The organism is Salipiger aestuarii (assembly GCF_003259905.1).
GTDB classification, from domain to species: Bacteria; Pseudomonadota; Alphaproteobacteria; order Rhodobacterales; family Rhodobacteraceae; genus Salipiger; species Salipiger aestuarii.
Genome location: NZ_QLMG01000009.1, coordinates 71,508 through 97,305, shown reverse-complemented (window position 1 = coordinate 97,305; position 25,798 = coordinate 71,508). Strand labels below are relative to the sequence as shown.

The 25,798-nt window shown below is 58.2% G+C and carries 20 protein-coding genes; 12 read left to right on the top strand and 8 right to left on the bottom strand.

Features of this window, described 5'->3' with window-relative positions:
* Window positions 1-137 precede the first annotated feature (137 nt).
* Window positions 138-791 (bottom strand): hypothetical protein, encoded by a 654-nt coding sequence (locus tag ATI53_RS07215; RefSeq protein WP_111550074.1) that lies wholly within the window; start codon window positions 789-791, stop codon window positions 138-140.
* An 85-nt stretch (window positions 792-876) separates the two neighbouring features.
* On the bottom strand, window positions 877-1,146 hold the full coding sequence (locus ATI53_RS07210) for a hypothetical protein (RefSeq protein ID WP_111550073.1): 270 nt from the start codon (window positions 1,144-1,146) through the stop codon (window positions 877-879).
* A gap of 816 nt (window positions 1,147-1,962) precedes the next feature.
* On the opposite strand from ATI53_RS07210, the gene ATI53_RS07200 reads away from it, so the two are divergent.
* The 12 genes from ATI53_RS07200 to virB11 all read left to right on the top strand — a co-directional run bounded on the left by ATI53_RS07200 (window position 1,963) and on the right by virB11 (window position 12,755).
* Window positions 1,963-2,316: a lytic transglycosylase domain-containing protein gene (locus ATI53_RS07200; RefSeq protein WP_375342731.1), complete on the top strand. Its 354-nt coding sequence runs from the start codon at window positions 1,963-1,965 to the stop codon at window positions 2,314-2,316.
* Window positions 2,313-2,597 carry a TrbC/VirB2 family protein gene (locus tag ATI53_RS07195; RefSeq protein WP_009819927.1) on the top strand — a complete coding sequence of 95 codons (285 nt, stop codon included), beginning with the start codon at window positions 2,313-2,315 and terminating at the stop codon, window positions 2,595-2,597. Before ATI53_RS07200 ends, ATI53_RS07195 begins: the two co-directional genes overlap by 4 nt.
* A 23-nt stretch (window positions 2,598-2,620) precedes the next feature.
* The gene (locus ATI53_RS07190) at window positions 2,621-2,896 is read left to right on the top strand and encodes a VirB3 family type IV secretion system protein (protein WP_037239481.1); all 276 of its coding nucleotides are present in this window, start codon (window positions 2,621-2,623) and stop codon (window positions 2,894-2,896) included.
* Window positions 2,886-5,255: a VirB4 family type IV secretion/conjugal transfer ATPase gene (locus ATI53_RS07185; RefSeq protein WP_170134537.1), complete on the top strand. Its 2,370-nt coding sequence runs from the start codon at window positions 2,886-2,888 to the stop codon at window positions 5,253-5,255. The genes ATI53_RS07190 and ATI53_RS07185 overlap by 11 nt, the downstream gene beginning before the upstream one ends.
* 165 nt (window positions 5,256-5,420) lie before the next feature.
* A complete protein-coding gene (locus ATI53_RS07180) occupies window positions 5,421-6,509 on the top strand; it encodes a lytic transglycosylase domain-containing protein (RefSeq protein WP_170134536.1) in 1,089 nt (362 codons plus the stop codon).
* Window positions 6,499-7,308 (top strand): type IV secretion system protein, encoded by an 810-nt coding sequence (locus ATI53_RS07175; protein WP_111550068.1) that lies wholly within the window; start codon window positions 6,499-6,501, stop codon window positions 7,306-7,308. Before ATI53_RS07180 ends, ATI53_RS07175 begins: the two co-directional genes overlap by 11 nt.
* A gap of 3 nt (window positions 7,309-7,311) precedes the next feature.
* On the top strand, window positions 7,312-7,800 hold the full coding sequence (locus ATI53_RS07170) for a hypothetical protein (protein WP_072506894.1): 489 nt from the start codon (window positions 7,312-7,314) through the stop codon (window positions 7,798-7,800).
* Between the two features lie 2 nt (window positions 7,801-7,802).
* On the top strand, window positions 7,803-8,804 hold the full coding sequence (locus tag ATI53_RS07165) for a TrbL/VirB6 family protein (protein WP_072506893.1): 1,002 nt from the start codon (window positions 7,803-7,805) through the stop codon (window positions 8,802-8,804).
* Between the two features lie 2 nt (window positions 8,805-8,806).
* On the top strand, window positions 8,807-9,451 hold the full coding sequence (locus ATI53_RS07160) for a VirB8 family type IV secretion system protein (protein ID WP_111550067.1): 645 nt from the start codon (window positions 8,807-8,809) through the stop codon (window positions 9,449-9,451).
* Window positions 9,452-9,511: 60 nt separating this feature from the next.
* Window positions 9,512-10,186: a TrbG/VirB9 family P-type conjugative transfer protein gene (locus ATI53_RS07155; RefSeq protein ID WP_163025967.1), complete on the top strand. Its 675-nt coding sequence runs from the start codon at window positions 9,512-9,514 to the stop codon at window positions 10,184-10,186.
* 2 nt (window positions 10,187-10,188) lie between these two features.
* Window positions 10,189-11,646 carry a TraB/TrbI/VirB10 family type IV secretion system protein gene (locus tag ATI53_RS07150; RefSeq protein ID WP_111550065.1) on the top strand — a complete coding sequence of 486 codons (1,458 nt, stop codon included), beginning with the start codon at window positions 10,189-10,191 and terminating at the stop codon, window positions 11,644-11,646.
* Window positions 11,647-11,756: 110 nt separating this feature from the next.
* Entirely contained in the window at window positions 11,757-12,755 is a 999-nt protein-coding gene (gene virB11 / locus ATI53_RS07145; protein ID WP_111550064.1) for a P-type DNA transfer ATPase VirB11, read from the top strand.
* Between the two features lie 128 nt (window positions 12,756-12,883).
* On the opposite strand, the gene ATI53_RS07140 is transcribed toward virB11, so the two are convergent.
* The 6 genes from ATI53_RS07140 to ATI53_RS07115 all read right to left on the bottom strand — a co-directional run bounded on the left by ATI53_RS07140 (window position 12,884) and on the right by ATI53_RS07115 (window position 25,793).
* Complete coding sequence (locus tag ATI53_RS07140) at window positions 12,884-15,835, bottom strand: type III restriction-modification system endonuclease (RefSeq protein WP_375342730.1); 2,952 nt, start codon at window positions 15,833-15,835, stop codon at window positions 12,884-12,886.
* A 193-nt stretch (window positions 15,836-16,028) separates the two neighbouring features.
* Entirely contained in the window at window positions 16,029-17,684 is a 1,656-nt protein-coding gene (locus ATI53_RS07135; protein ID WP_111550062.1) for an RNA-binding domain-containing protein, read from the bottom strand.
* Window positions 17,684-19,651 (bottom strand): site-specific DNA-methyltransferase, encoded by a 1,968-nt coding sequence (locus tag ATI53_RS07130; RefSeq protein WP_205912133.1) that lies wholly within the window; start codon window positions 19,649-19,651, stop codon window positions 17,684-17,686. Before ATI53_RS07130 ends, ATI53_RS07135 begins: the two co-directional genes overlap by 1 nt.
* The gene (locus ATI53_RS07125; RefSeq protein ID WP_111550061.1) at window positions 19,644-20,333 is read right to left on the bottom strand and encodes a DUF4391 domain-containing protein; all 690 of its coding nucleotides are present in this window, start codon (window positions 20,331-20,333) and stop codon (window positions 19,644-19,646) included. The genes ATI53_RS07130 and ATI53_RS07125 overlap by 8 nt, the downstream gene beginning before the upstream one ends.
* Entirely contained in the window at window positions 20,330-23,590 is a 3,261-nt protein-coding gene (locus tag ATI53_RS07120; RefSeq protein ID WP_111550086.1) for a helicase-related protein, read from the bottom strand. Before ATI53_RS07120 ends, ATI53_RS07125 begins: the two co-directional genes overlap by 4 nt.
* A 265-nt stretch (window positions 23,591-23,855) precedes the next feature.
* Entirely contained in the window at window positions 23,856-25,793 is a 1,938-nt protein-coding gene (locus ATI53_RS07115; RefSeq protein WP_111550060.1) for a type IV secretory system conjugative DNA transfer family protein, read from the bottom strand.
* Window positions 25,794-25,798: the final 5 nt, after the last annotated feature.

The window sequence follows — 25,798 nt, the reverse complement described above, 5'->3', positions numbered from 1 at the left end:
GTCGGGACTGCTAGAACGAGATCACAGTTTGATTTGATCTGACGGAACGCCAATTCCGTTGTTCTTTGAGCCCCTCGCTTGGTTGCCGCCTTGCGGGGGTTTCTTCTTTTTTATCGTTTGCCTGTGACTGTTTGAGATCAGTAGTTGACTTGTTCGAAGCCATAGGTGCCCTCAAAATCCTCCCAATCGACGAACACAGCACGGACCCAGATATCGGGGCAGTTCTGGCCGTATCGCTCGGCCCCTCGGAAGGCTGGAGGAAGGGCACTTATCGAGCTGTTTTGCCACCGAAATTGGCCGTCCTGATCATACGTGCCACGCCGCACGGAAGCATATCTGTTGCAATCGTCACGGCCCTCCCTCTGACGTGCCGTAACCTGAAAGACATCTATGGAGCGGATGAAATCAAAAGCAGGGTCCGTCACATCGATATCGGCGGCACGCCCGACAGCTTGGGCGAGTTGGAGCGTTTCTCGCTCTCGGGGCAGGGAGACTGCTGGACCCGGATTGAACCCCGCCAACCTGTAGAGGCGCTCAACCGGGTTCGGCGCTTCGAACTCAGCACGCATTGGACAACGCCAGATCTGCAGCGGTGGCTCAATTGGCCAGGGCGTGATCCGGCGGATAAACTCCGCGCGCGCCCGGGCACATGGGACCGAAGGCGGCCAACCGCCTGCGAGGCACAGGAGGATCGCACAATCGATCTGGTAGCCTTGTGCGGCGGCAGGTTTGGCAGCAAGCGGTGTAAGCCCGATCGCGATGATCGCGGCAGTTGACAGAAGCCGCCTCATAACAGAGCGCCGCAGCTAAAGCGTTGTCGTATAATAAGACTTATGTTAATTGTGTCATAATTGCTGACATATTTTGCGCGTCGTTTCATTGGAACATCTCCTGGTAAGCGTCAAGCACAAGACGGACTTCGGCCTGCGCGGAAGCTGATGCTGCGGCGAGGCAATTCAGATAGGTTTGTGCTTCATCGAAGTAGGTGTTGAACTCGGCTCTGATGTCGTCGCCGTACTCGTTCAGGAGCGCAGGCGAGGCCGCCAGCTCCGGCCGCAACGGCAACACGCAGTCCATCGCCAGCGTCTCGGCGGTTGCTGGGATCGCTAGGGCGATGAATGTGCTACATGCCAGCAACCGCGACATCTGGTGGTCTCCCGACAATCTGGGGGCGAATCGTGTGTCGGACCTATCATCGAAAAAATATCGTAATCAATCAAAAGATATCTATTGACCATCTAAAGTGTTTTCCGCTACGTCGCCGCATATCTTGTGACATGCACTGTTTGAAGCGGTGCAAAAGCAGGTTACTTCCGTAGGAACTTCTTTCCTTCGGAGGCAAAATGGCAGGAACAAAATACCCCGTGATCCTAACATCGCACATGCAAGAGGCGATCGAGGGTGGGGCATGGATCGAGGTGGAATGCATTGAAGCCCCGGAAAAGGGCGGCAATACGCATAGGGGTGGCTGGACGGTTTTCGTCTGCTCCAATGACGGTCAAGGCGGTGTGCACCGGTCGGTCTATGTGACCAACCGGGATCTGAAACCACGCGTCTTCAAGACCGCAGCAGGGCTCATGAGCTTCTGCCTGGAGCTCGACGCAAAGGTATTCAGCTGCCCTCTCCGAGAAGGCGAGAGAGGCACGTGGGAGTTTGAGACGACAAGGCATCCTACCAGCGGCTAGCCTCGTTCTCTGGGGGCTTTCAGGCCCTTCCACTTATGCACAATCCGTTATCGATCTCGATGCTCCAGACCGTGTTGGTCGACTGACCAGCAGCGTTCTCGACTTTGCAAGACCCCAACCCGAGCAAAGCGACGTTGTCGCACGCATCGAGGTCGTCCCTCTTGATTCACCACGCCTTTCTCCGTCTCGGGTCCCATCGGGCCGCCCTGCGATCGAGACTATGATCCTTGATGTGGGGTCGGTTTACGTGGACCACCCGGCCCTGCGGAGAGCCGGGATGTCCTCTCGCGATTGGCTCGCATTCTTTCGCGCCAACATCGCTATTGAAAGCGCATTTGATCCAGGCGCGCGGTCGCATGTCGGCGCAATCGGGCTTGGGCAGTTGATGCCGGACACTGCGCGCGTGCTTGGCGTCGATCCGCATGATCCTGAGCAAAACCTGCATGGATCCGCCCGCTACTTGCTGACACAACTTGATCGTTTCGGCACGCCGCAGCTTGCGCTTGCAGCCTATAATGCCGGCCCCGAAGCCGTGGCGCGCCATGGCGGGATTCCCCCCTTCCGCGAAACCCAAGGCCATGTCCGCAAGGTCATGGCCGTCTATGCCCAATCCATCGGAGACCAGATATGAAACGCATCGACTATACCCGGGCGGCATTGGCCGCGTTGCTGATGTTGGCCGCAGCCCCGGCGCTTGCACAGGACCTCAGCCCGGTCTCTGACATGATCGACAACATCATCGACGCGGTGACGGGTCCGATCGGTCGTGGCCTCGGCGTGCTCGCTCTCGTGGGATCGGGTGTCATGATGTTTTTCGGGCGTCTCAACTGGCCGATCTTCGTCGCCGTGTTTGTCGGCGTGGTGCTGATCTTTTCGGCCGAGACCATCATCGACGGCTTTGCGGCTCCTTGATCTGACTGACTGCAGAGACCTTCATGCGCGACACACCACTCTTTCTGGGGCTGACCAAGCCGCCACGGATATTCGGTCTCCCGATCGGATATTTCGTGGCGCTGGTCTTCGCATCCGTGATCCCTTTCATTCTGGTTGACGACATGCGGTTCCTGCTGGTGTTCCTTGCGGGCTACCCACCGCTTTGGCTGGTCGCAGACCGCAATCCACATCTGTTTCAGATTTTGAACGTGGTGATGTCGCGCACCCCGCGAACGAGTGTGCGATCCTGTAATGGGGGCGATCTCTATGTCGCGTGAGTTTCGGGGGTTAATTGCCAGCAGCGCTGTTCGGGATGCACTTGGGGACAAGGTTTTGAAAGCCGAGCGTCTTGGGCGGCACCTACCTTACATTGCTGCGGTGCGAGACAATGTCATCCTGACGCGGCAGGGTGATCTGATGGCGTCGGTCACGCTTGGCGGGATCGACAGCTTCACCAGCGATGACGCCCGGATCGATGAGATCAGTGAAGGCTTTGCCCGGATCGTCAGTCAGTTGGGCGAGCGTTTCGGTTTCCACATCAACAAGGTATCACGCCCGGATGTCGCGGACCTTGCTGCGCCTGACGGTATGCCTTTTGCAAATGCGGTAGACGCGGCGTGGCAGAAAAGCCTGCGCGCACGTGACCTGAAAGCCCGCACCTTGATGCTGACAGTATTGATGCGTCCGTCGATGCCGCAGGCATTCTCGAAGGTTCTGGGTGCCCTAGGCGGGGGCCGCGATTTCCAGAAAGACATCGATACGCGAATTGTTGCCCTGGAAGAGGCCATGACGCTGCTCATGGCAATGTATTCCGACGCAGGTGCAGCGCGCCTGACAGTCTCGAGCGGGGACTGGCTTGCAGTGTTGGCCGCGGTTCACGGACAGAGCTACGGCAAAATCATCGCGGCCCCCGGGCAACTGTTGGCTGACACGATGAGCAATTTCGACGTCAGCTTTCAAGGCAAAACCATGCGGCTGGAAAGCGGCGACAGCGCACGATACGGCGCGATTTTCGGGATAAAATCCTATCCCAGTCGCACCTGGCCAACCATGCTTGACGCGTTGGAACTGCCCTATGACATCACGATCACCAACTCTTTCACGCCGCGGCGCGCCAATGAGATGGTTGAGCGCATTCAACGCACCTTTCGCCAGCGGGGTGCCTCCGAGGATGCTGGTGTCAGCCTGACAGAGCAATTGATCGAAGCCGCCGACGCCGTGGCATCCGGACGGTCGACCTTTGGGACACATCACGCCTCCGTGCAGGTTTTCTGTGACAGCGCCGAGGAACTGGAACAGGCAGCTTCCGAGATCTGGCGGGCGGGGCAAGAGACCGGTGCCGTTCTGGTCCGGGAATCCTGGGCCGCAAAGGCACTCTATTTCGCGCAAGCGCCTGGAAACTGGGCCTACCGGATCCGTGACGGGATCGTTTCGTCGCACAATTTCGCGGAACTGGCGGCCTTTCACAAGACACGGCCAGGGCGCGGACCTGAGGCCAGCCCATGGGGCAAGACGATCACGGCCTTCCCGACCGTGACCTCCAGCCTCTACCGGTTCAACTTTCACGAAGCCGGGCGCCGGACCGATGAACCAAGCGTCGGGCACACGCTTGTTCTGGGCCGCACCGGGTCCGGCAAGACACTCGGCACGGCTTTTCTCATGGCACAGGCCCGAAGAGTGGGTGCGCGAGTCATCGTTTTCGACAAGGATCAGGGGTTGGAGATGGCGATCCGCGCTTTGGGTGGCAGCTACAGCGAAATCAAGGTGGGCCAGCCCACCGGCTTTAACCCGATGACCACGGAGACCGATGCGCGGGGGGCCGCCTGGCTGACAGATTGGCTCGGCGACATTCTGGCCCGTCACCGTCCATTTGAGACGGTCCAGACCGCAGCACTGAACGAGGCGGTTCGTCAGATCGCCGCCGCGGAGCCGGGCCTCAGAACCTTCGACGGTTTGGCAAGTCTCGTGGCCTCCACCGATGATGATGGCGACCTGGTGTCCCGCGTGCGGGAATGGACAGAAGTCGGCCGGTACGGTTGGCTTTTCTCAAGGCCCAGTGCCCAGGCGATTGCCATTGGCGAGGATGTCCTTGGTCTCGACATGACCGAACTTCTGGACCAGGACGCAGAACGCTCAGCCCTGCTCGCCTATCTCTTCCGCCGTATCGAGCGCGTGATCGAGGATCGCAGACCAACAATCATTGTGATCGACGAGGCGTGGAAGATGTTGGCTGACGATATCTTCGTCAAGCGCCTCCATGACTGGCTGGTTACCATGCGCAAGCGCAACTGCGTGGTGATGATGTTGACCCAGACACCGGGCCATCTGGACCAAAGTTCGGTCGGCCAGATCATCGCGGAAAGTGTGGCAACCCAGATCCTGTTTCCCAATCCACGGGCAAATCCGGAGGATTACAGCATCCTGCGCCTGAACGCGCGCGAGGCGGATTTTCTTTCCAGCCCGACAGCCGGGTTGCGGCTGGCATTGATCCGTTCTGGCGCCGACAGCGTGTTCGTCAATACCGATCTCGCAGGCTTGGGCGGTCTGGTTACTGTTCTTGGTGGCGGCAAGACCGGCGAGGAAAAGGCGCCTGCCAATTGGCGCAAGAAAGAAGAATTCTGGAAGGACATGATGTGAAAGCACGATTTTTTCTGTTGGTCGCCATGACGGTCCTGAGCGCTTGCGAAGGTGCATCAACAGGCGTGCGATCGCCCTGTTTTGAACGGCCCGCGATGGCGTTCTCGGCCCCTGCTCCCGATCTTGTTTCACGGAATGCGCATTGTGATTTCCAGAGCTTCTAGAATGGCGATTCCGTTGGCCTTGGGTCTTGGCTCGCTTGCCTCCGCGCAGGGCGTGCCAGTGATCGATGGCTCCAACCTTGCCCGCGCTGTGTCGCGCGTCGAAGAGCTCGCACGCGACGCCTTGCGGCAGGGCCAGAAGCGCGACGCCCGCCAGGATCAAGCGGACATCTATCAAGAGCAGCTTGAAGCCTACGAACGTTTCCTTGCGGAGACCACCGGTGTCACCGACCTGAGTGGGTTCGAGGCTGGTGGGCCCGGCTGGGCGAGCGCTGCAGAGACTTACCCAGCCCAGGAAGATCATCCTGATGCCGATCGCCTCTTCGGTGAGCCAAGCGACGTGGAGCGCATGATCATCACGGTGGCGCGGCGCTATGAGGGGCATCCCGGTGTTGCGGCCGCCGGTCTGACGCCACTGACATGGCGTATCTTGTTTCAGTCACTGATCAAGCAGGAAAGTCGTTTCAACAATGCAGCCGTCTCCCACGTGGGTGCGCGCGGTTTTTGCCAGCTGATGCCGGGCACAGCATCGGATCTCGGTGTGAACCCGTATGATCCTTGGGAAAACCTGGACGGTGGCGCACGCTACATTCTCACGCAACTGAACCGCTTCGGTCGGATTGATCACGCTCTGGCGGCCTATAATGCAGGCCCCGGCCGTGTTCTCGAATATGGTGGTGTGCCTCCTTTCGAGGAAACCCAGACCTACGTCCGGCGTATCAACGGCTATTACAACGACTATCTTGGCACCATCACCGGCGTCGACATGACAGGGTCACTGGCGGGCTTCGATGGTGCCTCGGCCGCCTGGGGCAACTGGGCGGATGCCTCGGTCGGCTATGGCGCCTACATGGGCACCCAGATCGATCAGGCCATGACGAGGATCGCGGCGCTTTTGCGTGAAGATCCGCCCGGTAACGCAAAAGAGGCGCTGGACCGCTCCACCTATATGCTTGCTGAACGGGCGCGGCTCATCGCGCTGACGCTGCGTCTGCGCGCGACCCACGTGAAAGTCGAAGCGGCACAAGGTTTGACCGAGGCCGCCGATCACTTAGAGCAATCCACTTTCTGGAGGTATTCCGATGAGGGCTGACACCCGCATTGCCGCAATTATTGTCGCGGGCACTCTCATGGCGGCACACCCGCCCGCTGCCTTCGCTCAGGGTGTGCCTGTGATCGATGGATCGAACCTCGCGCAGAATATCGAGCAGCTGCAGGCCGCGCTGCGCGATGCAGAAAACCAGCTCCAGCAAATCGAGGAATTGCGCACCCAGATCGAGCGCCTCACTGACATTCAGGGCCTTCTTGATGACGTCCTGGGTTCAATTACCGGCCTGAATGAAATCGCAGCCCTCTACAACGATGTGGAGGACCTGCGTGCCCGCGCTCAGAAGATCACCGATCTATCGGGTTTCATGGACAACCTGTCACTCGGGGATTTTGACAGCCTGCTGGACGATCTGCTCGATGGCGACGTCACCATGGGTGAGCGCCGCGCCGCAGATGCCATGCGCGAGACCATGGCCAGTGCGGGGTTCACCTCGGAAAAACTCACCGAGCTGAACGACGCCGGGAACCCGCAAGGCGCTGCCATAGCCGATCTGGCGGCTGCCAATGCCATGGTTATCGGGCAAGCCCAAATTTCCTACGAGGAAGCCGCCCAGAGCATCGAGCGCATCGATGGGCTGGTGGAAGCGATTGGCGATCAGGAAACGCTCAAGGAATCGATCGATCTCAACACCCGTATGGCCGCGGAGACGAATTACATGCTGGGTCAGATGTGGCGCCTGAATGCCGCCCAAGGCTTGGCGCAAGGTCAAAACGGCATTGATTTCGCGGCCGAGCAGGCCCGCACACGCTCCTTCTTTGATTTCTCCGGCGCCGAGGACTGACCCTTGAATACATCACTCAAAGCACTTGCAGTTTTCATCGCCCTAGCAGGCAGTGCCTGGGCGGAAGACTTGCAAGACCTGCCCGACGATACGTTGCTCGGGGAGGTCGTCACTGCCACCGAAAATGGGGAGGAAGAGCGCCTCCTCGATCTCATGCGCGAGGTACAGGCAAGAGGGCTCTTGATGTTCCCGAAGCCGCAAACCTGCACCTTCAGCTATCCGGACACTGAGTTTTTCGGCAACGAGATTTTTCGAGGAGCGGTTCGGTGGGGCTTCGGCACCGACCTGAGAGAGCTTGCAATGTCGCAGGGCTTCTGCGGCTGCATCTATGATCTCGGGTCGCTCGATGCGTTTACGCAGGAACGGATTGGCAAAGCGGCGCAGGATGCAACTACCAGCGATTTCAGCGTCTTTCGCAAATACCGTCGTAGCGATTGGTCAGATGTAAACGAGCGCTATCAGAACTTCCAATTGGAGCGGTGTGGTAGTTAAGGATGGCCATAATCGCTGAGGTTCTGGCATTGGTAGATGCCACTGTCGCGGGCGTGGCAGCTGACACGTATGCTGATACGGTTGCCGCAGTACGCCCGGTTGTACAGACCGCATCTGTGTTGGTGGTCGTTCTTGTAGGCGCAAATGTGGGTCTGCAAGCCGTGCCGCTCTCGGTTTCCACAATCGTGTCGGTAGGGCTGCGCATTGTGCTGGTCAATGTGTTTTTGATCTACGCAAACCTTTCTGTTCCGTACGATGCGCTGACAAATGCTCCTGCCGAACTTGGTGCAGGTATTCTCAACTCCCTCTCAGGTGGTGATGTCACAAACCTTTATGACGGCATAGACGATCTCTACTCCCAAGCCCTGAATGTCGGGCAGGCGATCAGCCAGAATGGAGGCTGGCTGGCCGGTGCCATGACCAGCGTGGTCATGTTTCTTGTGGCCGCCGCCATGGCGACGATCACCATCATCGTTCTGTCGGCCGCCAAGATCATGTTGGCGGTATTGATCGCCATCGCACCTGTGGTCGTGGCTTGCACATTATTCAAACAATCGGCGCCGCTGTTCGAGGCATGGGTCAAACTCGCCATCGGTTTTTCCTTTGTGCCGCTGTTAGTGGCTGCCATGGCTGGCTTCACCATAGCGACGGGTGAAGCTGTCGCACCTGATAGCCTCGACAGCGTCGAAACACTCGGGGACGCGATTTCGTTCGTCGTGGTGATGATGATCGGCGCCGGCCTGATGTTGCTCGTGCCAACTTTCGCGCAAGGGCTTGCCGCCACGAACATCGGCCTCGCCTCGATCGGTGCAAATGCCGCGCGGATGCCCGGGAACGCGTGGCGCAATACCGGTGCCGCGATCCGGGGCGGAGATGACATGCGACGGGGCTTCAATGCAGGACTTCAGGGACAAGGCGTCTCCGACCGATCGTCCAGCGCGGCCCGCGCCGGGAGCTATGCGGGCGGTGCGGTCAAGCTCGCCGGAAAGATGAAGAAGGGATAGTCATGAGTGATTTCGATATCGATTTGGTGATGGGTCCGCGCCGGGCAGCGCGCGCCGCATGGATCGTTGCGGGCTGTTCCTGCGCCGTATCCGTGCTGTTGGCCCTGACCATTACGGTTATGTTGCCCCTGCGCGAAACCGAAGTGTTTACCGTCCTCGTCGACAGCACGTCGGGTGCAGCAGAACGCATCTATCAGGTTCAGCCGACTGGTATCACCGATGAGGAAGCGATCAAGGAATCCCTGCTTGTCAGTTATATCAGCGACCGCGAAAGCTATTTCAGGAACGGCATTCAAGAACGGCTCGAAAGTGTCCAGCGGCGCTCCAGCGGGCCCGCCCGCGCCTCGCTGATAGAACTCTGGACCGCGGGGGCCGAGAATTATCCACCGCGCAGCTACGGCGCGAATGCGCAGGTCGATGTCCGCGTGCGGGCGATCACCTTCCTGCAGGACGAAGTGGCTCAGATCCGGTTCGACAAACGCCTCACCCGACCCAACCAGACCCCCGTCACGCAAACATTCATCGCCACCGTAGGGTTTGAATTTGCCCCCCGCCGCGAACGCTCCCTGACACGCGTTTGGGAAAATCCCCTTGGCTTCTCGGTGACCGCTTACCGGGTCGATGCCGAAACACTGACACGAGAATAGTTCATGAAAACCTTCATAATTGCCATCGCAACGGTCGGCGGGTTGCTCGGAACGCCCGCCTTGGCCGAGCGCGCACCGGTCACCATGGGTCAGGACGCCCGCGTTCGCCACGTGACCTTCAACCCTACGGATGTGATCCGGATCGACACCCACCTTCGGGTGAACACGTCAATCGAACTCGGTCCCGGCGAACGGATCAATCAAGTCCTGATCGGTGACTCCGCGTCCTATGAAGTGGAGGTTCTGTCAAACCGCAATACGATCTCGATCAAGCCTGTCGAGGCACGGGCTGCGACAAACCTGACGATCTTTACCAACCGCCGCGCTGTCGCCTTCTATCTGACAGAGGGACGCTCGCGGACACAGTCTTTCCGGGTCGTCGTAAACTTTCCCGACGAGCGACCCGCCGGGCGCCAGCTTGCGGCTGGAGGCCGAGATACCGGCTATCAGTTCGCGGGCAGCGGTGCGATCCGCCCGGTGCGGGTCTGGAATGATGGGCGCTCGACCTTCTTTGAATTCCGGCCCGGCGTGCGGCCCTCGATCTTCGGCTTGAACGCTCAAGGCTATGAGATCACCCAGAACAGCCAGACGCAAGGTGCGGTCGTGCGGGTCACCGGCGTGCGGGACGCCTACACGATCCGCATGGGCGACGATCATATCTGCATTACCCGTGAAACTGGTGGGTTCACGACCGAGGCTGCTGCCGTGGCCGCCCTGCGTGGACGGGAGTTCTGATCATGAGCAACGAGAAAACCGGGGAAAAGGAATACAGCTTCGCACCCAAGCGGCGCGCATCTCTCGGGCTCAGGCTTGGTTTGGGTGCGTTGCTTCTGGCTGGGACCGCCATCATTGCCTACCCGCTTGTGCAAGGCAGCGGCATCACTTCTGCCGTTGAAACATCGAAAGCCGACGACTTTCAGGATCAGGTCGACGGTGACGGGTTCGGCCGCATGACAACCGACGCGGAACCGACCGAACAAAGATCAGAGCCTAGGTTCGATCCCGGACCAATCGAGGATGAACTCGCGGCGCAGCGCCAAGCCCTCGAGGAACAGAACGCCAAGCTTGCGAGCGACGTGGTCGCCCTACAAGCCCAGTTGGCAAGACTGGCCGAGGCCCCTGCCCCCGACAATTCCGCCGAGCTGGCCGAAGCGCTGCGCTCGGTCCAGGAACAGAACACGGCGCTCATCGCCCAGATGCAAAGCGAGATGGACACCCGGTTGGCAGAAGCCGATCTTGAAGCGCAAAAACGTCTCGCTGATGAGGTTGCCGCACGCGCGCGTGTTGCCGATGGCCGGATGGAGCAGTTGATGGAGCAAATGCTCGGACTGCAGCGCCAGAACGACGCCCTGCAACAGCAGATCGATGACGGTATGCGTGACGCTCTACGCGCGCAAACCGAGCGGGATCAGCTCGCTGCCGAGGAAGCCGCGCGACGGGCTGAACTGGACCGTCGGCGTGCCGAGGCGGCGGCGCTGCGCAACACACAAATCCGGTCCGAAGGGGTGATCTTTGATGCGGGCGGCCTGACGGGCAGTCCGGCATCTGACCCTGAGAGGGGACCTGCGGTCGGAGATGCGGCGGCGCGCGCCTTCGTGTTGGACGGTGCCCAGCCCGTTCAAGTCGCGACAGCGGAGGTAATCGCCAATCCTTCCAATACGGTTCTGCAGGGCACGCTCATTCAAGCGTCACTGGAAACCGCCATCGAATCCACATTGCCCGGACAGATTACCGCCATCGTGAACTACCCGGTCTGGAGTTTCGATCAGTCCCGCGTTCTCATTCCCGAAGGCTCCCGCCTCTTCGGGACCTACAATTCGAATGTCTCTTTGGGCCAGGCCCGCATTCTGGTTGGCTGGTCACGCATCGTCACACCCGAGGGGCAATCGGTTCAGCTCGCCGCATTTGGCGCGGACGATCAGGGCCGCTCGGGCGTCACTGGCTCCGTGAACTCCCGCTTTGGGCTGCGCTTTGGCACAGCCGCATTGCTCTCGATCATCGGCGCAGGACCGGCAATCGCCGCATCCGAGGCCAGCTCCGAGACCGGATCAGAAATTGCCGAGGATGTCGCGGGCAGTTTTTCGCAGGCCACCAATGCGGTGATCGGCGAATATACCACCCTGCCTCCGGTTATTTCGGTCCAGCCAGGTGCTGCGATCAGTGTGATCGTCGACCGTGATCTCGAGTTCTATTGAGTGCGTTTCAGGTTCGACAAAATAATCATGTGCCGAAACACGCGTTCGACCGAAGGGAGAGGCCGCGTGTCTAAAAGCAACACAAACCTGAAACACACGGGCGGCCAGCCATGAACCCGACGGCAGAAAAAGCCAGTTTTCTTTCGACCTATCTAAAACCCCTGGCTGCACCGATCGCCGATCCCTGCGTGGTCGAAATAGCGGTCAATCCCGATGGAAAGGTCTGGGTGGAAACCCGGGGGGCTGAGCATATGGTCGGCCTCGAAGGTGTGTTTTTCTCCCCTTCCCAAGCTCGGGACCTTGCAACATCCATTGCCAGCGCCACCCACGGACAGATCAGCGAGAAAAAGCCGCTCGTCTCCGGCAAGATCGAGATGAACGGCAAGCCGATCCGGGCACAGGTCGTCTATCCACCGGTCGTGGATGGCGGGCCGTCGATCACCTTGCGCCGCTACAGTGAAGACCAACTCACCTTGGGCGACATCGGTCTGTTGCACGGTGGACTGGTGGATTTGGATGCCGAACGACAGGCAAAAGCCGAACGGGTGATCGCACTGACCGAGGCGGGGGATATTCGAACCGCCATGAAACTCTGCATCGAAGAGCGGTTGAACATCATGATCAGCGGCGGGACGTCCACGGGCAAAACGACTTTTGCCCGGGCGCTTCTCGCGCTGGTGACCAAGACGGAGCGTATCGTGACCATCGAGGACGCATTCGAGCTCTTTCCTCCGCAGCCCAATCGCGCGATGCTCAAGGCTGACCGTGTCCCCTCAAGTGAGCGCACCGCGGCCAAATTGCTGGAGACCTCTTTGCGCATGCGTCCTGACCGGATCATTCTTGGCGAGTTGCGCGGCGATGAGTGCAAGACCTTCCTCGACGCGATCAACACCGGCCATTCAGGCTCTTTCACCACAATTCACGCCGATACCGCGCAGAAGGCGCTCGACCGCCTTGCCCTCATGGTCATGTCGGTGGGCATCAATATGAGCTTTGAGGAGGTAAGGCGCTATGCCGCGTCCAGCATCGATGTCGTGGTGCAGCTTGGTCGGAAAGACGGAAGACGTGGGGTCGAACAGTTGTGGGTGCCTGGCAGCTCAAATCCTTGAGGGGATCTGCTAGTCCGCCACAGAGGGCCTGCACACAGCGATGATGCTTAACGGGGCACCCTGATCTGCAAGCGGAAAATGGTCTGTTTGGCGTCAACAGGAAACTTGAGGGAGATACCGCGGTTTCTTCACCCCACATCTTTCACCAGCGTCATAAGTTCAGAGTAGCTGGTGACCACATCATACTTGACGCTGTTGTCATTGATCCGTCGACCGATTTCGTCAAAGAACTTTCGGGCACATTTGATCTTGGTCTGTTCCAGTTCACGCATCTTCATCGAGGGGAGGTCAGACTTGGTCTCTGCGACAAAGTAGAGATGCTTGATACCGCCTTCTTTGAACGCGATCGCCCAATCCGGGTTGTAGTCACCAACGGGTGTCGGGATCAGGAAGCCGCGTGGTAGTTTGGAGTAAACGACAACCTCTGCGCTTGTATCGAGATCCCTGACAAAGTCGCGCTCTACCTTTGAATCCACGATCGCATAATCATAGACGTGGTTCTTCAGCTTCTCAGTCGCCTTCTTGAAGTCGTTGCCCGTTTCGCCCGCCGTGAACAGCTCGGAATCATAGCGCTCTTCGACTGCATCGTAGGTCAGCTTTTCGATGATCGCGGTTGCTTTTTGCTCTTGGATCAAGTGCGAGGCATCAGCGATGAATTGTTCAGGGTTCTTGGCAAACTCACCAAATTTTGCCGGTTGGATCCCGGCCAGGATTTCGCCCACGGTCTTGCGTGTCAAATCAGTATTCTGAGCAATTGATCCGATGACATCGTATGACACGCGTGAATGTGCACTCTTGCCGCTCTCAGACCGAATTTTCCCCTGCACGAAGGCACTGCCATCCCGAAGGTTTTCATCGGTCACGTCATCGGACAAGGCACCCTCCGTCACCAGATATTGCAGCGGCGCAACCTGCAGTTCGCTTTCCAACCGGTTAATACAGCTTTGGACCAGTGCGACGCTGTCGAACTCGACCTGATAGACGGCCTTTCGGTTTATCCGGCGCCAAAGCTCTTGAAACTCCTTGCGCTGGAAATTTTCATTCAGCCGGTTTCTCTTTGGGGTGCGCCCGTCGCTGAACATGTCGTCGATGGCCCTGCCATTGAAAACGGTGTCAATCAGCGCGAAGACGGCATCGCGATGGGCTTCCAGCTCCTCGGGAAGCTCTGCCAGTGCCTCCGACTTACGGGCCTCGTGATAGGCGGCGGTGATGTGGCCATCTTCATCGACATAGTCGCTCTTGATCAGGAAGCGCTCCAACTTTTTGGCAAGCGATTTGTCCAAGACCAACTCCAGATCGCCGGTTTTCAACGTCTTGCCATCAAAATACTCGGCATCCGCCTGCTTGGGCCGAGCCGACAGGTTCTCGACGATCTCTTTCTGCAGGGCTGTCACAAACCCCTTGTAGCTCTCCGATGCGACTACGGTCAGCACGTTGATGTCATGCACGGTCACCGGATGATCCATCCTCTCGCCATTGCGATTGACCGCGATCCGCAGACCGCGCCCGACTTCCTGACGCCGTGAGATGGTGTTCTGGCTTTCATTGTGCTTGAGCATGCACATCACGAAGACATTGGGGTTGTCCCAACCTTCTCGCAGGGCTGAGTGGGAAAAGATGAAACGCGTGGGTTCCTCAAAGGACAACAGCCGCTCCTTGTCCTTCAGGATCAGATCGTAATCACTGGGTTCTGTCGATTGGCCCGCCAACTCGCCACGGGCGGCAGCCTTGGGGTCTGTCATCCGCCCCTTCTTGTCGATCGAGAAATAACCGCGATGGGTCTTGCCCACCTCGATCCCGGTCAGATAGTCGCGATACTCCACATTCTCCAGCGGCAACTCAGCAAGTAGCTCGTCAACCGCCTGCGCGTATTCTTCCTCGAACACCCTGGCATATTCGCCCTGCTCGTCAGCCTGGTCGTAGTCACGATACTTCACCACCTCGTCGATGAAAAACAGCGACAGCACCTTGATCCCACGCGCGAACAGCGCCTGTTCGCGTTCCAGATGGGCCGAGATCGTTTCGCGGATCTGAATGCGCCGGATGTCGCGTTCCGTCACATCGCCCGACGCCTCACCCGCGTGCAGTTCATCACCATTGGTGAAATGCACCGTGTCATCGCGGGCGTCGATATTGCTGACAACGAAATCCTTGTAGACCTCCAGCCCCTTGGACAGATCGAACAGGTTGCGCCCCTGTTCCAGTTTGCGGGCGACACGTTTGATCCCGCTCTGCATCTTGACCTCGATATCCACCCAGGCGACCGGCGCGGCGCTTGAGGTCTCGATCCGGTGCAGGAACAGATAGGGGTTCGTCCCGCTCAGGCCTTTGGTTTCCACACCGCGCACCTTGATTTTCTTGACCAGCTTCCTGTTGAAGGCATCCACCGCATCCAGACGATGCACCTTGTTGTGGACGGTTCTGTGCGTCGCCGAATAGCGCAGGATGAACAGCGGGTTGAACAGCGGTAAGCTTTTTTGCGTCGCCGGCCCTTCCATTTTCTGCGGCTCGTCCAGGATCAGGATGGGGCGGTTCTTGGCGATCACGTCGATGGGCTTGCGCGACTGGAAATCGTCCAGCTCGTCATAGATCCGCCGGTTATCCGCCCCTGACGCGTTAAAGGCCTGAACGTTGATCACCATCACGTTGATGCCCGCGTCCGACGAAAAGCTCTCCAGCTCGTGCAGCCGCTTTGAATTATAGACGAACGCCCGGACCTTCTTGCCGTATTCTTGCTGGAAATGCTCAGCCGTCATCTGGATCGACTTGGCCACCCCTTCGCGGATCGCCACGCTGGGCACCATGATGATGAACTTGGACCAGCCATAGCGTTTGTGCATCTCGAACATGGTCTTGATGTAGACATAGGTCTTGCCCGTGCCTGTCTCCATCTCGACGTCGAGGTTGATCTGCGCGCCGGGCTTGTAGCTGGCGGGCTTGGTCTTGCCCTTGTCATCGGTGTGATGCGTCAGGCTGTCCGACGGGGGCAGCATCGCGCCGCGCTGCACCTTGCGGATGTTCTCCAACAAGACGTCCTCGGGCAGCTTGACAGGGGCGTTGCCAAAACCCTCCACCTCCATCTTGGCCTGCCGGTCTGCGCCGGGGTCGATGGTGTATTTCTGAACATCCTGCCGGGGCTGGCCCTCAAAGCAATCGACCACCGCATCGACGGCATCGGTCTGATAGGGTTGCGACTTGAACTTGATTTTCATGACTGTCGCTTTCTTAAATCCAGCGCTTCTTTCGTAATTTCTTTCGTAGGATGTTCTTGTTTCATTCGCACAGCTTCCATTGTGGGGCAGGTTTGGAGCCAGCGTTAAAAATCACGTCTTTGCGCCGTAAGCCGCTGAGAAGGTTTCCGATTTTGTTTCTCTTCTGCGTGTCATCCAAGGCGTCGCTTAACTTGTCCCAGAGCAGGTCATCAACGTCCTTTCGTGAAGCGCTGCCGAACTTTCGTAAAAACTCAACCACCATGTCCGCGTAATGCTGATCGTCAAACGCACGGGTCTTGATGTATTCGGCCTTCTTGGACGATGCAGCCGCGACAGCAGCCGAGACGCGGAACCGAGGTTTACGCCCCTCAACCAGCCCCTTGCGCTTCAGAGCCTGGATCGCCGCATCCGGCACCTCCAACCTTTTCTGCACCCGGTCCAGCGCCAGCACGTCGGTCAGCTTCAAGCCGCCGTTTTCCATCAGAACGCGTGTATAGGCCGGATCGACCACCCCACCATAGATCGTCATCACCACTGCATCGCCCGACACCTCGTAATCCGGCATCGGAAGGTAGCGCCGACGCTGCGTTTCATACATCCGCTGAATGCCATAGCCCATCTGGTCGATCATGTTCAGCTCGACCATGGCCTGCACCAGATAGGGGTTGCGATAGCCCCTCGGCGTCTTGTCGCCGCGCACATAATCCTCGGGGGCGCCCTCAAAGAACCGGCCGGCGTTCTCCAACACCAAGCGATCCGGCCGCTCGGTCACAATGATCCGCTGGTTCTGGCGGTAATCCTGATGGGCGATGCAGTTGTGCAGCGCCTCCAGCACCACCTTCTGGTCGTATTTCGACACCTCATGCGGCAGTAGCTCGTCATCGGGCAGCAGGCGCAGCTGGATGTTGCGGATACGTTGATACAGCTGCGAGGTCGCCAGCAGGAATGGTGGGCCGAAGTGTTCATAGGCCGTTTCCGGTCCGACCAGCTTCCATGTCATCTGTGCGGGATGGGGGGACAGCAGATAGGCGCTTTCCGCACGCCCCAAGAGCAACAGCGCCGTGCGCGTCACCTGTCCGCGTTGGGTCACCTTCGCGCGGTCCAGCAGGGTCGCCACCGGCCAGCCGCGCACCTCATCCGCATTGATCCGGTTTTGATGCTTCAGGGCAAAGTCACTGCGCGCGCGCTCCACTGCCACGGGGTCCAGATCATCCAGCGTGGCGCCGTCCACCAACTGCGCGCTCCAATCGTCATGCAGGGTCTGGTTGCGGATCTCATCTTGCTTCGCAAAGCCAAGCGCGCTCAGGCTTTCCCCTGCCCGCGCATAGGTCTGCCCCTGCCACGCAATGGGAATACCCCTTGGCGCGGGCGGGATCTCCAGCATGACAACCCGCTTGCCGTCCACATCCACCTCATGGATTTGCCGGAATGTGGTTGTCGGGTCTGCACCTTCGGCAATCTGCTGTTTGAGGCTTTGCAGATGCTCAGGGGCGGGCCGGTAATCCGTCCCTACGACAGTCCTGCTTTTGTTGTTCACCCCGAACACAAGCCAGCCCGCGTCGACGTCCTTCAGGTTTGCCTCATTCGAGAGGGCCGAAAAGTATTTCCCGATATCCCCTGTGGAATAGGAATTGGACGCCTCCTTGAACTCGACCACCTCGTTTTCCCAGGTGGCGATCAGGTCGGTCAGTTTCTGGCGCAACTCGGCGGGGGTCATCAGATGGCTTTGACGTCTGTGTCGGGCGACAGGGATTTGAAAATCTGCTTCACGTTGATCTTGGTCGCGTCGTCCTTGAAGCCTGTGTCCTTGAACACCACGCGCAGGGGGTGGCGGGTGGCGAGGGTTTTCACCAGCGTCTCGTCCACGCCGTTGTCGAAACAGGCGATCAGGGCGGTGCCGGCGACGGTGAAGACGGTTTTGCCCGCGACGCTCTCGCGGGTGATGGGCAGGGTCAGGTCAACGCCCCAGTCCAGCAGCACCTGAAACAGCAGGTCCTCGGGGCTGCGGTCGGGTTTGATATTGTCAACGCGAGTCAGAAGGTCGGCCTGAGAGGTGGCGTCGGGGGTGTAATAGACATCGGCCATGTTCGAGCTGTCGATTTTCAGCACGCGAAAGCCCACATCGCGGTTCCAGTCGGGGTGACATTCCCCTTCGAGGATTTTCGCCCCCGCGCGGCGGATGCGTTCTTTGGAGATTTCAGCGATGGTGGAAAAGCCCGCTTTCTGAGCGGAGCTTTTGTCTTTCGGCGCTTCCGGAATTTGAACCATGACGAAGCGTCTGTTGCAGCCATCAAGGGCGCATTGAAGAAACACAGCGTGCGCAGTGGTGCTACTTCCGGCGAAAAAATCCATGACAATGGCTTCGCTACCACTTTCATCGCCTGCCATATCAACAAATTTCTGAATTATGGTTTCGTCTTTTGGATAGTCAAACAAACCGTCGCCCAATAGCTTAGAAAGCCTTTCAGAAGCAGAGCGCGCTGGTTGATAGAATACACTCTGCGGTGTTTGAGAGTCTGTTTCGTGCAGATACCTCCTGACCATAATACTCGTTGAGGAAATGAATGATATCCGGCCTTGTTCCACTAGGTCATTGAATGTTTCCTGATCAAAAGCCCAACCTCGGTTTTGACGCAAGGGAATGACTTCGCCCGTATTTGGATTCTTTAACTCAAATTTCCGGCCTCCTGGGGCCGTCGGATCATCTTCCTTGTAGACTCCTCGTTCGTCAATATAACGGAATCTCCGAAGGCCAAATGAGGGTTTTGCTTTCATTGCGCGGAACCAGCCAGCGAGATCATCTGACGCGGCGCTGTAGTCTTCTCCGTATTCTTTTTTTAGTCGCTCAACTTCTTTGAGGACTGGCTCCACCCCTTCTTTGGTCACCGTCCAAGCAGTCTCGGTTGCCTGCTTGTTCTTTACGTAACAAAGCACGTATTCGTGGCAGACGCCAATTTGCCGCGCATCATTTTTGTTTGCGCCTTCCCAGATGACTTCGGTGATAAAATTTTCTGCTCCGAAAACCTCATCCATCAGGTGTCGTAATCCGGCAACCTCTGTGTCATCAATGCTTACGAAAACTGCGCCGTCATCTCGTAGTAAATTCTTGGCAACTCTCAATCGTGAACACATCATTGACAGCCAATCCGAATGAAACCGCCCATTTGATTGCGTATTCGCCACCAGCCGATTACCCGCCTCATCCACCTGATTTGACTTCGCCAGAAACTCTGCCGTGGACTCAGAAAAGTCATCTTCATAAACAAAATCATTCCCCGTATTATAGGGCGGGTCGACGTAGATCATCTTGACCTTGCCCAAATACGACTCTTGCAGCAGCTTCAGCGCCTCAAGGTTATCGCCCTCGATGAACAGGTTGCGGGTGGTGTCAAAATCCACCGACTCCGCCCGCACGGGCCGCAGGGTTTTCGCAATCGGCGCATTGGCCGTGATCAGCGCCTGCCGCTTGCCCGGCCAGTCCAGATGATAGCGCTCTTGCGGGCCGTCCACGATGCTGTCGCTGAGTTCCTGCCGCAGTAGGTCAAAATCCACCGCGCGGCGCAGCGTGCCGTCCGGCCCCCTGCTTTCCGTCACGCAGCCCGGAAACAGCGCCGCGATCCGCTCCACATTCTGCGCGGTCAGGTCGGGGCTGTGCATTTTCAGCTTTTCAATCTCGTCACTCATGGTTTCCCCCGCCCGTTTTTCCCGGGTCTTTCATATGGTCAAAGGCCGCCTGTGCCTCGGCCAATTGGCCGTGCAGCGTCACCTTGATGTTGAACTGGCTTTCGCGCCTCAATCTCGATTGAAGCTGCGCAATCTCACGTTCTTTTGCCCTGATTGCCGTCAGTCGCGCAAGGCGGCTCTCCACATCCTCGCCCGGCACGGGCGCAACCGGCATCAGCGCGGACAGCATCCTGTCATAGAGCACACCCATGTTGACCGCCACCGGCAAGGGCGCGCGGGGGGCGTCATGCGCCGCCCACTCCCCCCGTAAGGGATCGGACAGCACCCATTTGCCGCGCTCCGCCTCGGACGGGCGTTTGTAGGCGGCGGCGGGTTGGATACGGTCCCCCGCCACCAGCTCGAACATCAGCGGGAAGGGAATGGCGCGGTCCATGGCGCGCAGGATGTCGTCATGCAGCGTATCGCCCTTGAGCGTGACGCGGAACACCTGAATTTCCGGCACGGCGGGCGTGGCGGGCAGGTTCAGCGTCTCGGGGGCGAGCTTGTGCGCCCATGTGATCTGATCCACCTCGCGCACGAAACGCTCGCGCAGCGCCGTGCTGGCGGCGGCCCCGTCATAGATGCGGGTCTTGGGGATCACGCGTTTGAGGGCGGTCTGGGGCGGGTATTGATACAGCGTCATGGGTCGCGCACCACGATGAAGGCAATGAGTTCGAAATCCTCCAGCCCCGCGATTGTCTGGGTCAGCGCCGTGGTATGCCCACCCGAGAACAGACTGTCGATATCACGTTCCTCCTTGACCTCGATCATCGAGCGGATGGCGTCGTTGAGCAGGTTTGAGTAGGTGCCCATCTTGCGCCCGTCCTGCGTTTCCGCGTTGAAGGCTGTGCACAAGTCGCGAATGGGCTGTGTGACGCCCTTGCAGCCCGACCGGATCAGATCAAGCAGCCGTTTGACCTGTGTCTGGTCCGCGATGATCTGGCCGTCCTGACCGATATAGATCAGGTAATAAGGATGCAGGCGGTTCTGCTGGCCCACGTTCACGCTGTCATGGATGTTGCGCAGCGTGAAGATCACGCCGGGGTGCAGGCCGCGCTTGGGGTCCGACGGGATGACCGTGTGCAACCCATGCGGCATGCGCGGCAGGTCATCATGGGTCTTGAGGTAGTTGAGCAGGTCCATCCGGAAGTCGTTCAGGCCCAGGTCGGTGATGGAAATGCCGGTCTTCACGTCCTCAAGCTCGATCACCTCGTTCTGAAGGCGCTGAAGTTGGTCCTTGCGGTAGGCGACGTCCGAGCTTTTGGAGGTGAGCACGTTATCCTCGCCGGTGCCCGCCATGTCGACGATATGCATCCGGTTCTCGACGCGTTCCTTGAGGTTGATGTATTCGTCCAGGCTGATGTCGGGCCAGTAGTTGGACAGCTGGATCTGGGTGTTGGGCGAGCCGATGCGGTCGATCCGGCCGAACCTCTGGACGATGCGAACAGGATTCCAGTGGATGTCATAGTTGATCAGGTAGTCGCAATCCTGAAGGTTCTGCCCCTCGGATATGCAGTCGGTGCCGATCAGGATGTCCAGCTCAGCCGGATCATCGGGCATGATCTTGTCCTTCTCTTTGGCGCGGGGGGCAAAGAGCGTCAGGACGGATTGGAAGTCATAGTATTTCTTGAGCGTGGTTCGCGGATTGCCCGATCCGGTGACAATGCCGCTGTGAATATTCTGCGCCTCGGCGAAATGCGGCGCGAGCTGATCGAACAGGTAGTTCGCGGTATCGGCATAGGCGGTGAAAACGACCACCTTGCGGTTGCCGGGGTTCAGAGGGTTGGCCATCTTTCCGGCGATCTCGGCAATTAGATGCTGAAGCTTCGCGTCGTCTTCGGGCGTGACCTTCTCCATCTCGGCAATCAGGCCATCGATGATGATCTTGTCGACCGACAACTCCTGCTTCCAGGCCGTGACGTCCATATCTGCCAGATCAATCTTGATCTTCTTACCTACAGAGAAATCGGCGAAGTCGTCATCCTCGTCCGCAACAGCTTCCAGGTCGATGTCCAAATCCTCGACCGTCGCTGCACCGCCGGAAGCCTCGAACTTGGCAATGGCATCCAGCGTCCGGCCGATATTGCCGGACAGCGCGCCAAGGGTCTTGCGGAATGCATGGACAGAGCTTTCCAACCGCTTGAGCAGGTTGGTCGTCATCAAGGCTTGCAGGCTCTTCTCGCGGTCAGCCTGTTTCAGCGTGCCTTTGCCGCCCTCCGTCTTGGTGTCATAGAGGTCTTCGTATTTTTTCAAACGACTGGGCTGGATATAGTTGACCGGTGCATAGACGGCCATTTTCAGGTCGCTCAGCTGGGCGAATATCTCATTGAAGCCGATGACGTCGTCACGGTGCGTGATCGGCAGATGATGTGACAACGGCTTCAGTCGCGTTGGAAACTTGCCGATGTCCGCCGTGTCGTAGAAGGTTTCGATATGCTTGCGGGATCGCGCGATCGTCACCGCATCGAGCAGCTCAAAGAAATCGAAATCCAGTGCCCTTAGGATGGAGGCTGGCGTCCTTTGATCCGGGGGTAAGTTGGACCAGACGTTAAACGCAGTCTGCGCGCGACGAAATATCTCTTCCACGCTGGTCTTGGTTTTCAGGTTCTTGCTCAGGGCATCTGAATGCCCTTCATAGGCAAGCGCCAGTTGGTTTCTCAGATCTGTGAAACGATTGTTAACCGGCGTCGCCGACAACATCAGGACCTTGGTCTTGACCCCGGCCTTGATCACCTGGTTCATCAGACGTTGGTAACGGGTTTCGCGATCCTTGTAGACATCGTTGTTCCGGAAGTTGTGGGATTCATCGATGACGACCAGATCGTAATTGCCCCAGTTCACACGATCGAGCCGCATCCCGAATGACTCGCCAGACGTTCGTGAAAGGTCCGTATGGCACAACACGTCGTATCGAAACCGGTCCTTGGCGAAAATGTTGGTGGTCAGGTTTGCATTATAGTTGCGCCAGTTGTCTGCTAGCTTTTTCGGGCACAGGACCAGAACGTCCTTGTTGCGCAGTTCGTAATACTTCACCACCGCCAGAGCCGTGAAGGTTTTGCCCAGCCCCACACTGTCGGCCAGAATGCACCCGTTATAAGTTTCCAGCTTGTTGATAACGCCGACGGCGGCATCTCGCTGGAAATTGAAGAGCTTCTGCCAAACAAGACTTTCAAGATAACCGGTTCGATCCTTAGGCAGAACGTCCTCATCGATCTCGCTCAGGAAGTCGCTGAACAGGTTGAACAGAATCATGAAGTAGACCCGTTCGGCAGGATTCTCCTGGTACACGGACTCGATGTGCTCAAGGACTTCGGCCGTGACATCTCGCAGCTTTTCCTCATCATTCCAGATCTGGTCAAAGAGGTTCAGGTAGGTCTGCGCAAACTGGGGCTCATCCATGACCTGTGTGTAGCTTGAGACCGCATCCCCGCGCTGATACCCGAGGTCAACAGCGGTAAACCCTGACAGCGGCATATAGGCCGCACCGGTCTCGGACCGCTGCACATGTCCGAACTGCTGCATCGGTGCTGATGTGACGTTCGACTTGAAGCGCGCCTTTTTGCGGATCCAGTCGGCACATTCCCGCGCGACCGCCCGTTGAGTCATCTTGTTCCGAAGCTGAATCTCAAACTCGCTGCCTGAAAGCGTTTCTGCCGCTCGCCCTTTGGGAATGAAAAACTCACGCTTCTCCTTCTTGATGCGGTCGATCGCACCGTTTGGGGTAAACGTCGGTGTGGTAAAAATGAACTCGAACTCTTTTAGTTCACTCAATTCCGTTTTCAGGGCATCGAATGCGTAAATAGAGAAGCACGCGGCGGCGACCCGAAATTTCGACGCGCCGGACAGCTCGCTTTTCAGATCATCTCCCAGCAGCGTGGTTGTGTTGTCGACAATCCGCAAAAGTTCCCCCATAGGTCATATGTTCGGAAATGATGTCACACTAACTCTCGCGGCAGAATGTGCAACGCTTTGAAAATAAATGCGCAAAGCTGTTTACACTGCCAAAAAGAATAACTCGGAGCCTTGGGCGAAGCCAAGCGTCAGCCCTTCTCCAAGCATTCGGCCATCGGCCACCCCATCACCTTAATCCACTACCTAAGCCCAGACTAGGATCGTAAGCGCTTCTTAAGCCTTGGTTTTTATTTGTTTAATGATTTAGAAGTGGTCAGGCTGTACTAGTTCCGGCCAAGCCTGAGCTCCGTTGCCTACGACCAGATCGTGTTTTCTTTGGCTTTGCCCTGGCGGCTTCTGCGTATCCCTGTAGCGCGCCTGTATAGGTCTGGACCGCAGTCTCGAATTCCTTGTCGCCCATGGAGATCGCCGCGGGTGCTGCGGGTTCTGGTTGCTCGAGGGTGATTTTCTTCGGCCTGTTCGAGACTGGCGCTGCAGCAGGAGGATAGGGCAAGGCATGCCCTTGCCGTGCTTTGTCGATCTCCTCAAAATGCCGGTCCGCATAGTAGCGGATGTGATCCGCCTTGATGGGATATTGCCCCTCGGGCAGGACAAGGACCTTGTCGAGCGGGAAACGCAGCAATTCAGCGGGGGATACCAGCGCCCGTTCTTCCGAGCGACGGCTGATATTTGCGCTTTCCGAGAGCTTGCGCACGGTTGCCTGTGATCTGGTCTTGCCCACGATCGTGCGTTTGCCGAGAGCTGCGGACAGCACGTCGGCAGTGCGATCATCTTGCGGGGTCATGTAGATCTGTACACCCGCACCGGCCTGAAGCGCACGGCGGTCGGTTTCGCCGTAGATGCCCTCAAGACCGGGGATCGACTGCGAGATGATAAAGAGCCGCCCGCCATAGGAACGGATCGTCTTGATGCTTTGCAAGACCAGGGGTTGTTTGCCCAGTTGGTCGAATTCATCCATCAGGAACATGACGGGATGTGGCTCGTCCGGTCCGGGATGCGCGCGCTGCAGACATGCGATGGCATCGGCGAACAGGAGCCGGATCAGGGGGGCCAGTGTTTTCAGGTGCTCCGGCTGCACGACAATATAGAGCGACTGTGGCTCTCGTCGGAACGTCCCGAAGTCGAAATCGCTTGCCTGTGTCGCTCGGTCCACCGCCGGATCGAGCCAAAGCTCCAATCCGGCCCCGCGGATCACACTGACATAGGAATCGAGAATCTTGTCCACTTCGTCGGCCATGCTCAGGAAAATCTCTGCCACCACCGGGTTTGCGGTCTGCATCGCGGCCCGTTTGTAGAATTCCTTTTTATTGCCGCCGCCAGTCATGATCCGCAGCGCCTCACCGATCGTCGGCTTTCCGGTCTCGATGGCATAGAGGCAAGACGCCACGAACAGGCTGCGTCCGGCCTGGAAAAAGCTCTGCGCGTTCACGCTTTCGACGATGAGGAACAAGTCCGCCATGGTGTTGACGGCGGTGTATTGCTGCTCGGGGCTGGGCAGATCGGCAATGCGCTGGAGAGGATTGAACCGGTGCGTGCGGGTCAGGACAGGCCCGTTCTTGCCCTCGGGCTGAACGTAGTCATAGGGCGAAAAGTACCAGACCTGATTGTTCAGCGCCTTTTGGCGGTGGATGGATGTCTTCTCGAAATTCTCGCCCTTGACGTCGAGGATCACGGTGCTGCCCTGGAAGTGCAAAAGGTTCGGTAAAACGAAGCCTACCCCTTTGCCCCGGCCCGTTGGCGCGATCATCATTGCGTGTGGGAAGCGATCTGGCGTGGCCGACACGAAAGGCGCACGGGACGCAGGTGACCCGAGCTTGCCGAACAGAAAGCCGTTCTGGGAAAGAGACGCAGACATACGGTTGCGGCGGAGCTCGGGACGCGACTGGAAATGCGCATCATCATAATCGGTGAGCGACCCGCGATGAACGGATGTCGCTCCTGTCGCCGCCAGAAGCAGGGCAGGAAGTGCCGTGATGAGCCACGCAGTATGTTCCACCGCAGGGTTTGCCTTGACCCGTGGATCAGACAGATTGAGCAGCCAAAGTTCGAAAATATCGAACCCACCCAGGTCTTCGCCAAATCGCGCCATCAGATAGAGCGTGGCGATCGCGGCACCGATCCAGGTGCCAACACCGAGACCGAGCAGGATGGCGATTGGATACCGCCAACGGCTTTCCATTGCATGCAGCATGTTTT

What these genes read in the sequence shown, in the direction of transcription:
- ATI53_RS07215 (WP_111550074.1), bottom strand. Translation starts at nt 791, where the DNA reads ATGAGGCGGCTTCTGTCAACTGCCGCGATCATCGCGATCGGGCTTACA.
- ATI53_RS07210 (WP_111550073.1), bottom strand. Translation starts at nt 1,146, where the DNA reads ATGTCGCGGTTGCTGGCATGTAGCACATTCATCGCCCTAGCGATCCCA.
- ATI53_RS07200 (WP_375342731.1), top strand. Translation starts at nt 1,963, where the DNA reads ATGTCCTCTCGCGATTGGCTCGCATTCTTTCGCGCCAACATCGCTATT.
- ATI53_RS07195 (WP_009819927.1), top strand. Translation starts at nt 2,313, where the DNA reads ATGAAACGCATCGACTATACCCGGGCGGCATTGGCCGCGTTGCTGATG.
- ATI53_RS07190 (WP_037239481.1), top strand. Translation starts at nt 2,621, where the DNA reads ATGCGCGACACACCACTCTTTCTGGGGCTGACCAAGCCGCCACGGATA.
- ATI53_RS07185 (WP_170134537.1), top strand. Translation starts at nt 2,886, where the DNA reads ATGTCGCGTGAGTTTCGGGGGTTAATTGCCAGCAGCGCTGTTCGGGAT.
- ATI53_RS07180 (WP_170134536.1), top strand. Translation starts at nt 5,421, where the DNA reads ATGGCGATTCCGTTGGCCTTGGGTCTTGGCTCGCTTGCCTCCGCGCAG.
- ATI53_RS07175 (WP_111550068.1), top strand. Translation starts at nt 6,499, where the DNA reads ATGAGGGCTGACACCCGCATTGCCGCAATTATTGTCGCGGGCACTCTC.
- ATI53_RS07165 (WP_072506893.1), top strand. Translation starts at nt 7,803, where the DNA reads ATGGCCATAATCGCTGAGGTTCTGGCATTGGTAGATGCCACTGTCGCG.
- ATI53_RS07160 (WP_111550067.1), top strand. Translation starts at nt 8,807, where the DNA reads ATGAGTGATTTCGATATCGATTTGGTGATGGGTCCGCGCCGGGCAGCG.
- ATI53_RS07150 (WP_111550065.1), top strand. Translation starts at nt 10,189, where the DNA reads ATGAGCAACGAGAAAACCGGGGAAAAGGAATACAGCTTCGCACCCAAG.
- virB11 (WP_111550064.1), top strand. Translation starts at nt 11,757, where the DNA reads ATGAACCCGACGGCAGAAAAAGCCAGTTTTCTTTCGACCTATCTAAAA.
- ATI53_RS07140 (WP_375342730.1), bottom strand. Translation starts at nt 15,835, where the DNA reads ATGGAGGTGGAGGGTTTTGGCAACGCCCCTGTCAAGCTGCCCGAGGAC.
- ATI53_RS07135 (WP_111550062.1), bottom strand. Translation starts at nt 17,684, where the DNA reads ATGACCCCCGCCGAGTTGCGCCAGAAACTGACCGACCTGATCGCCACC.
- ATI53_RS07130 (WP_205912133.1), bottom strand. Translation starts at nt 19,651, where the DNA reads ATGAGTGACGAGATTGAAAAGCTGAAAATGCACAGCCCCGACCTGACC.
- ATI53_RS07125 (WP_111550061.1), bottom strand. Translation starts at nt 20,333, where the DNA reads ATGACGCTGTATCAATACCCGCCCCAGACCGCCCTCAAACGCGTGATC.
- ATI53_RS07115 (WP_111550060.1), bottom strand. Translation starts at nt 25,793, where the DNA reads ATGCTGCATGCAATGGAAAGCCGTTGGCGGTATCCAATCGCCATCCTG.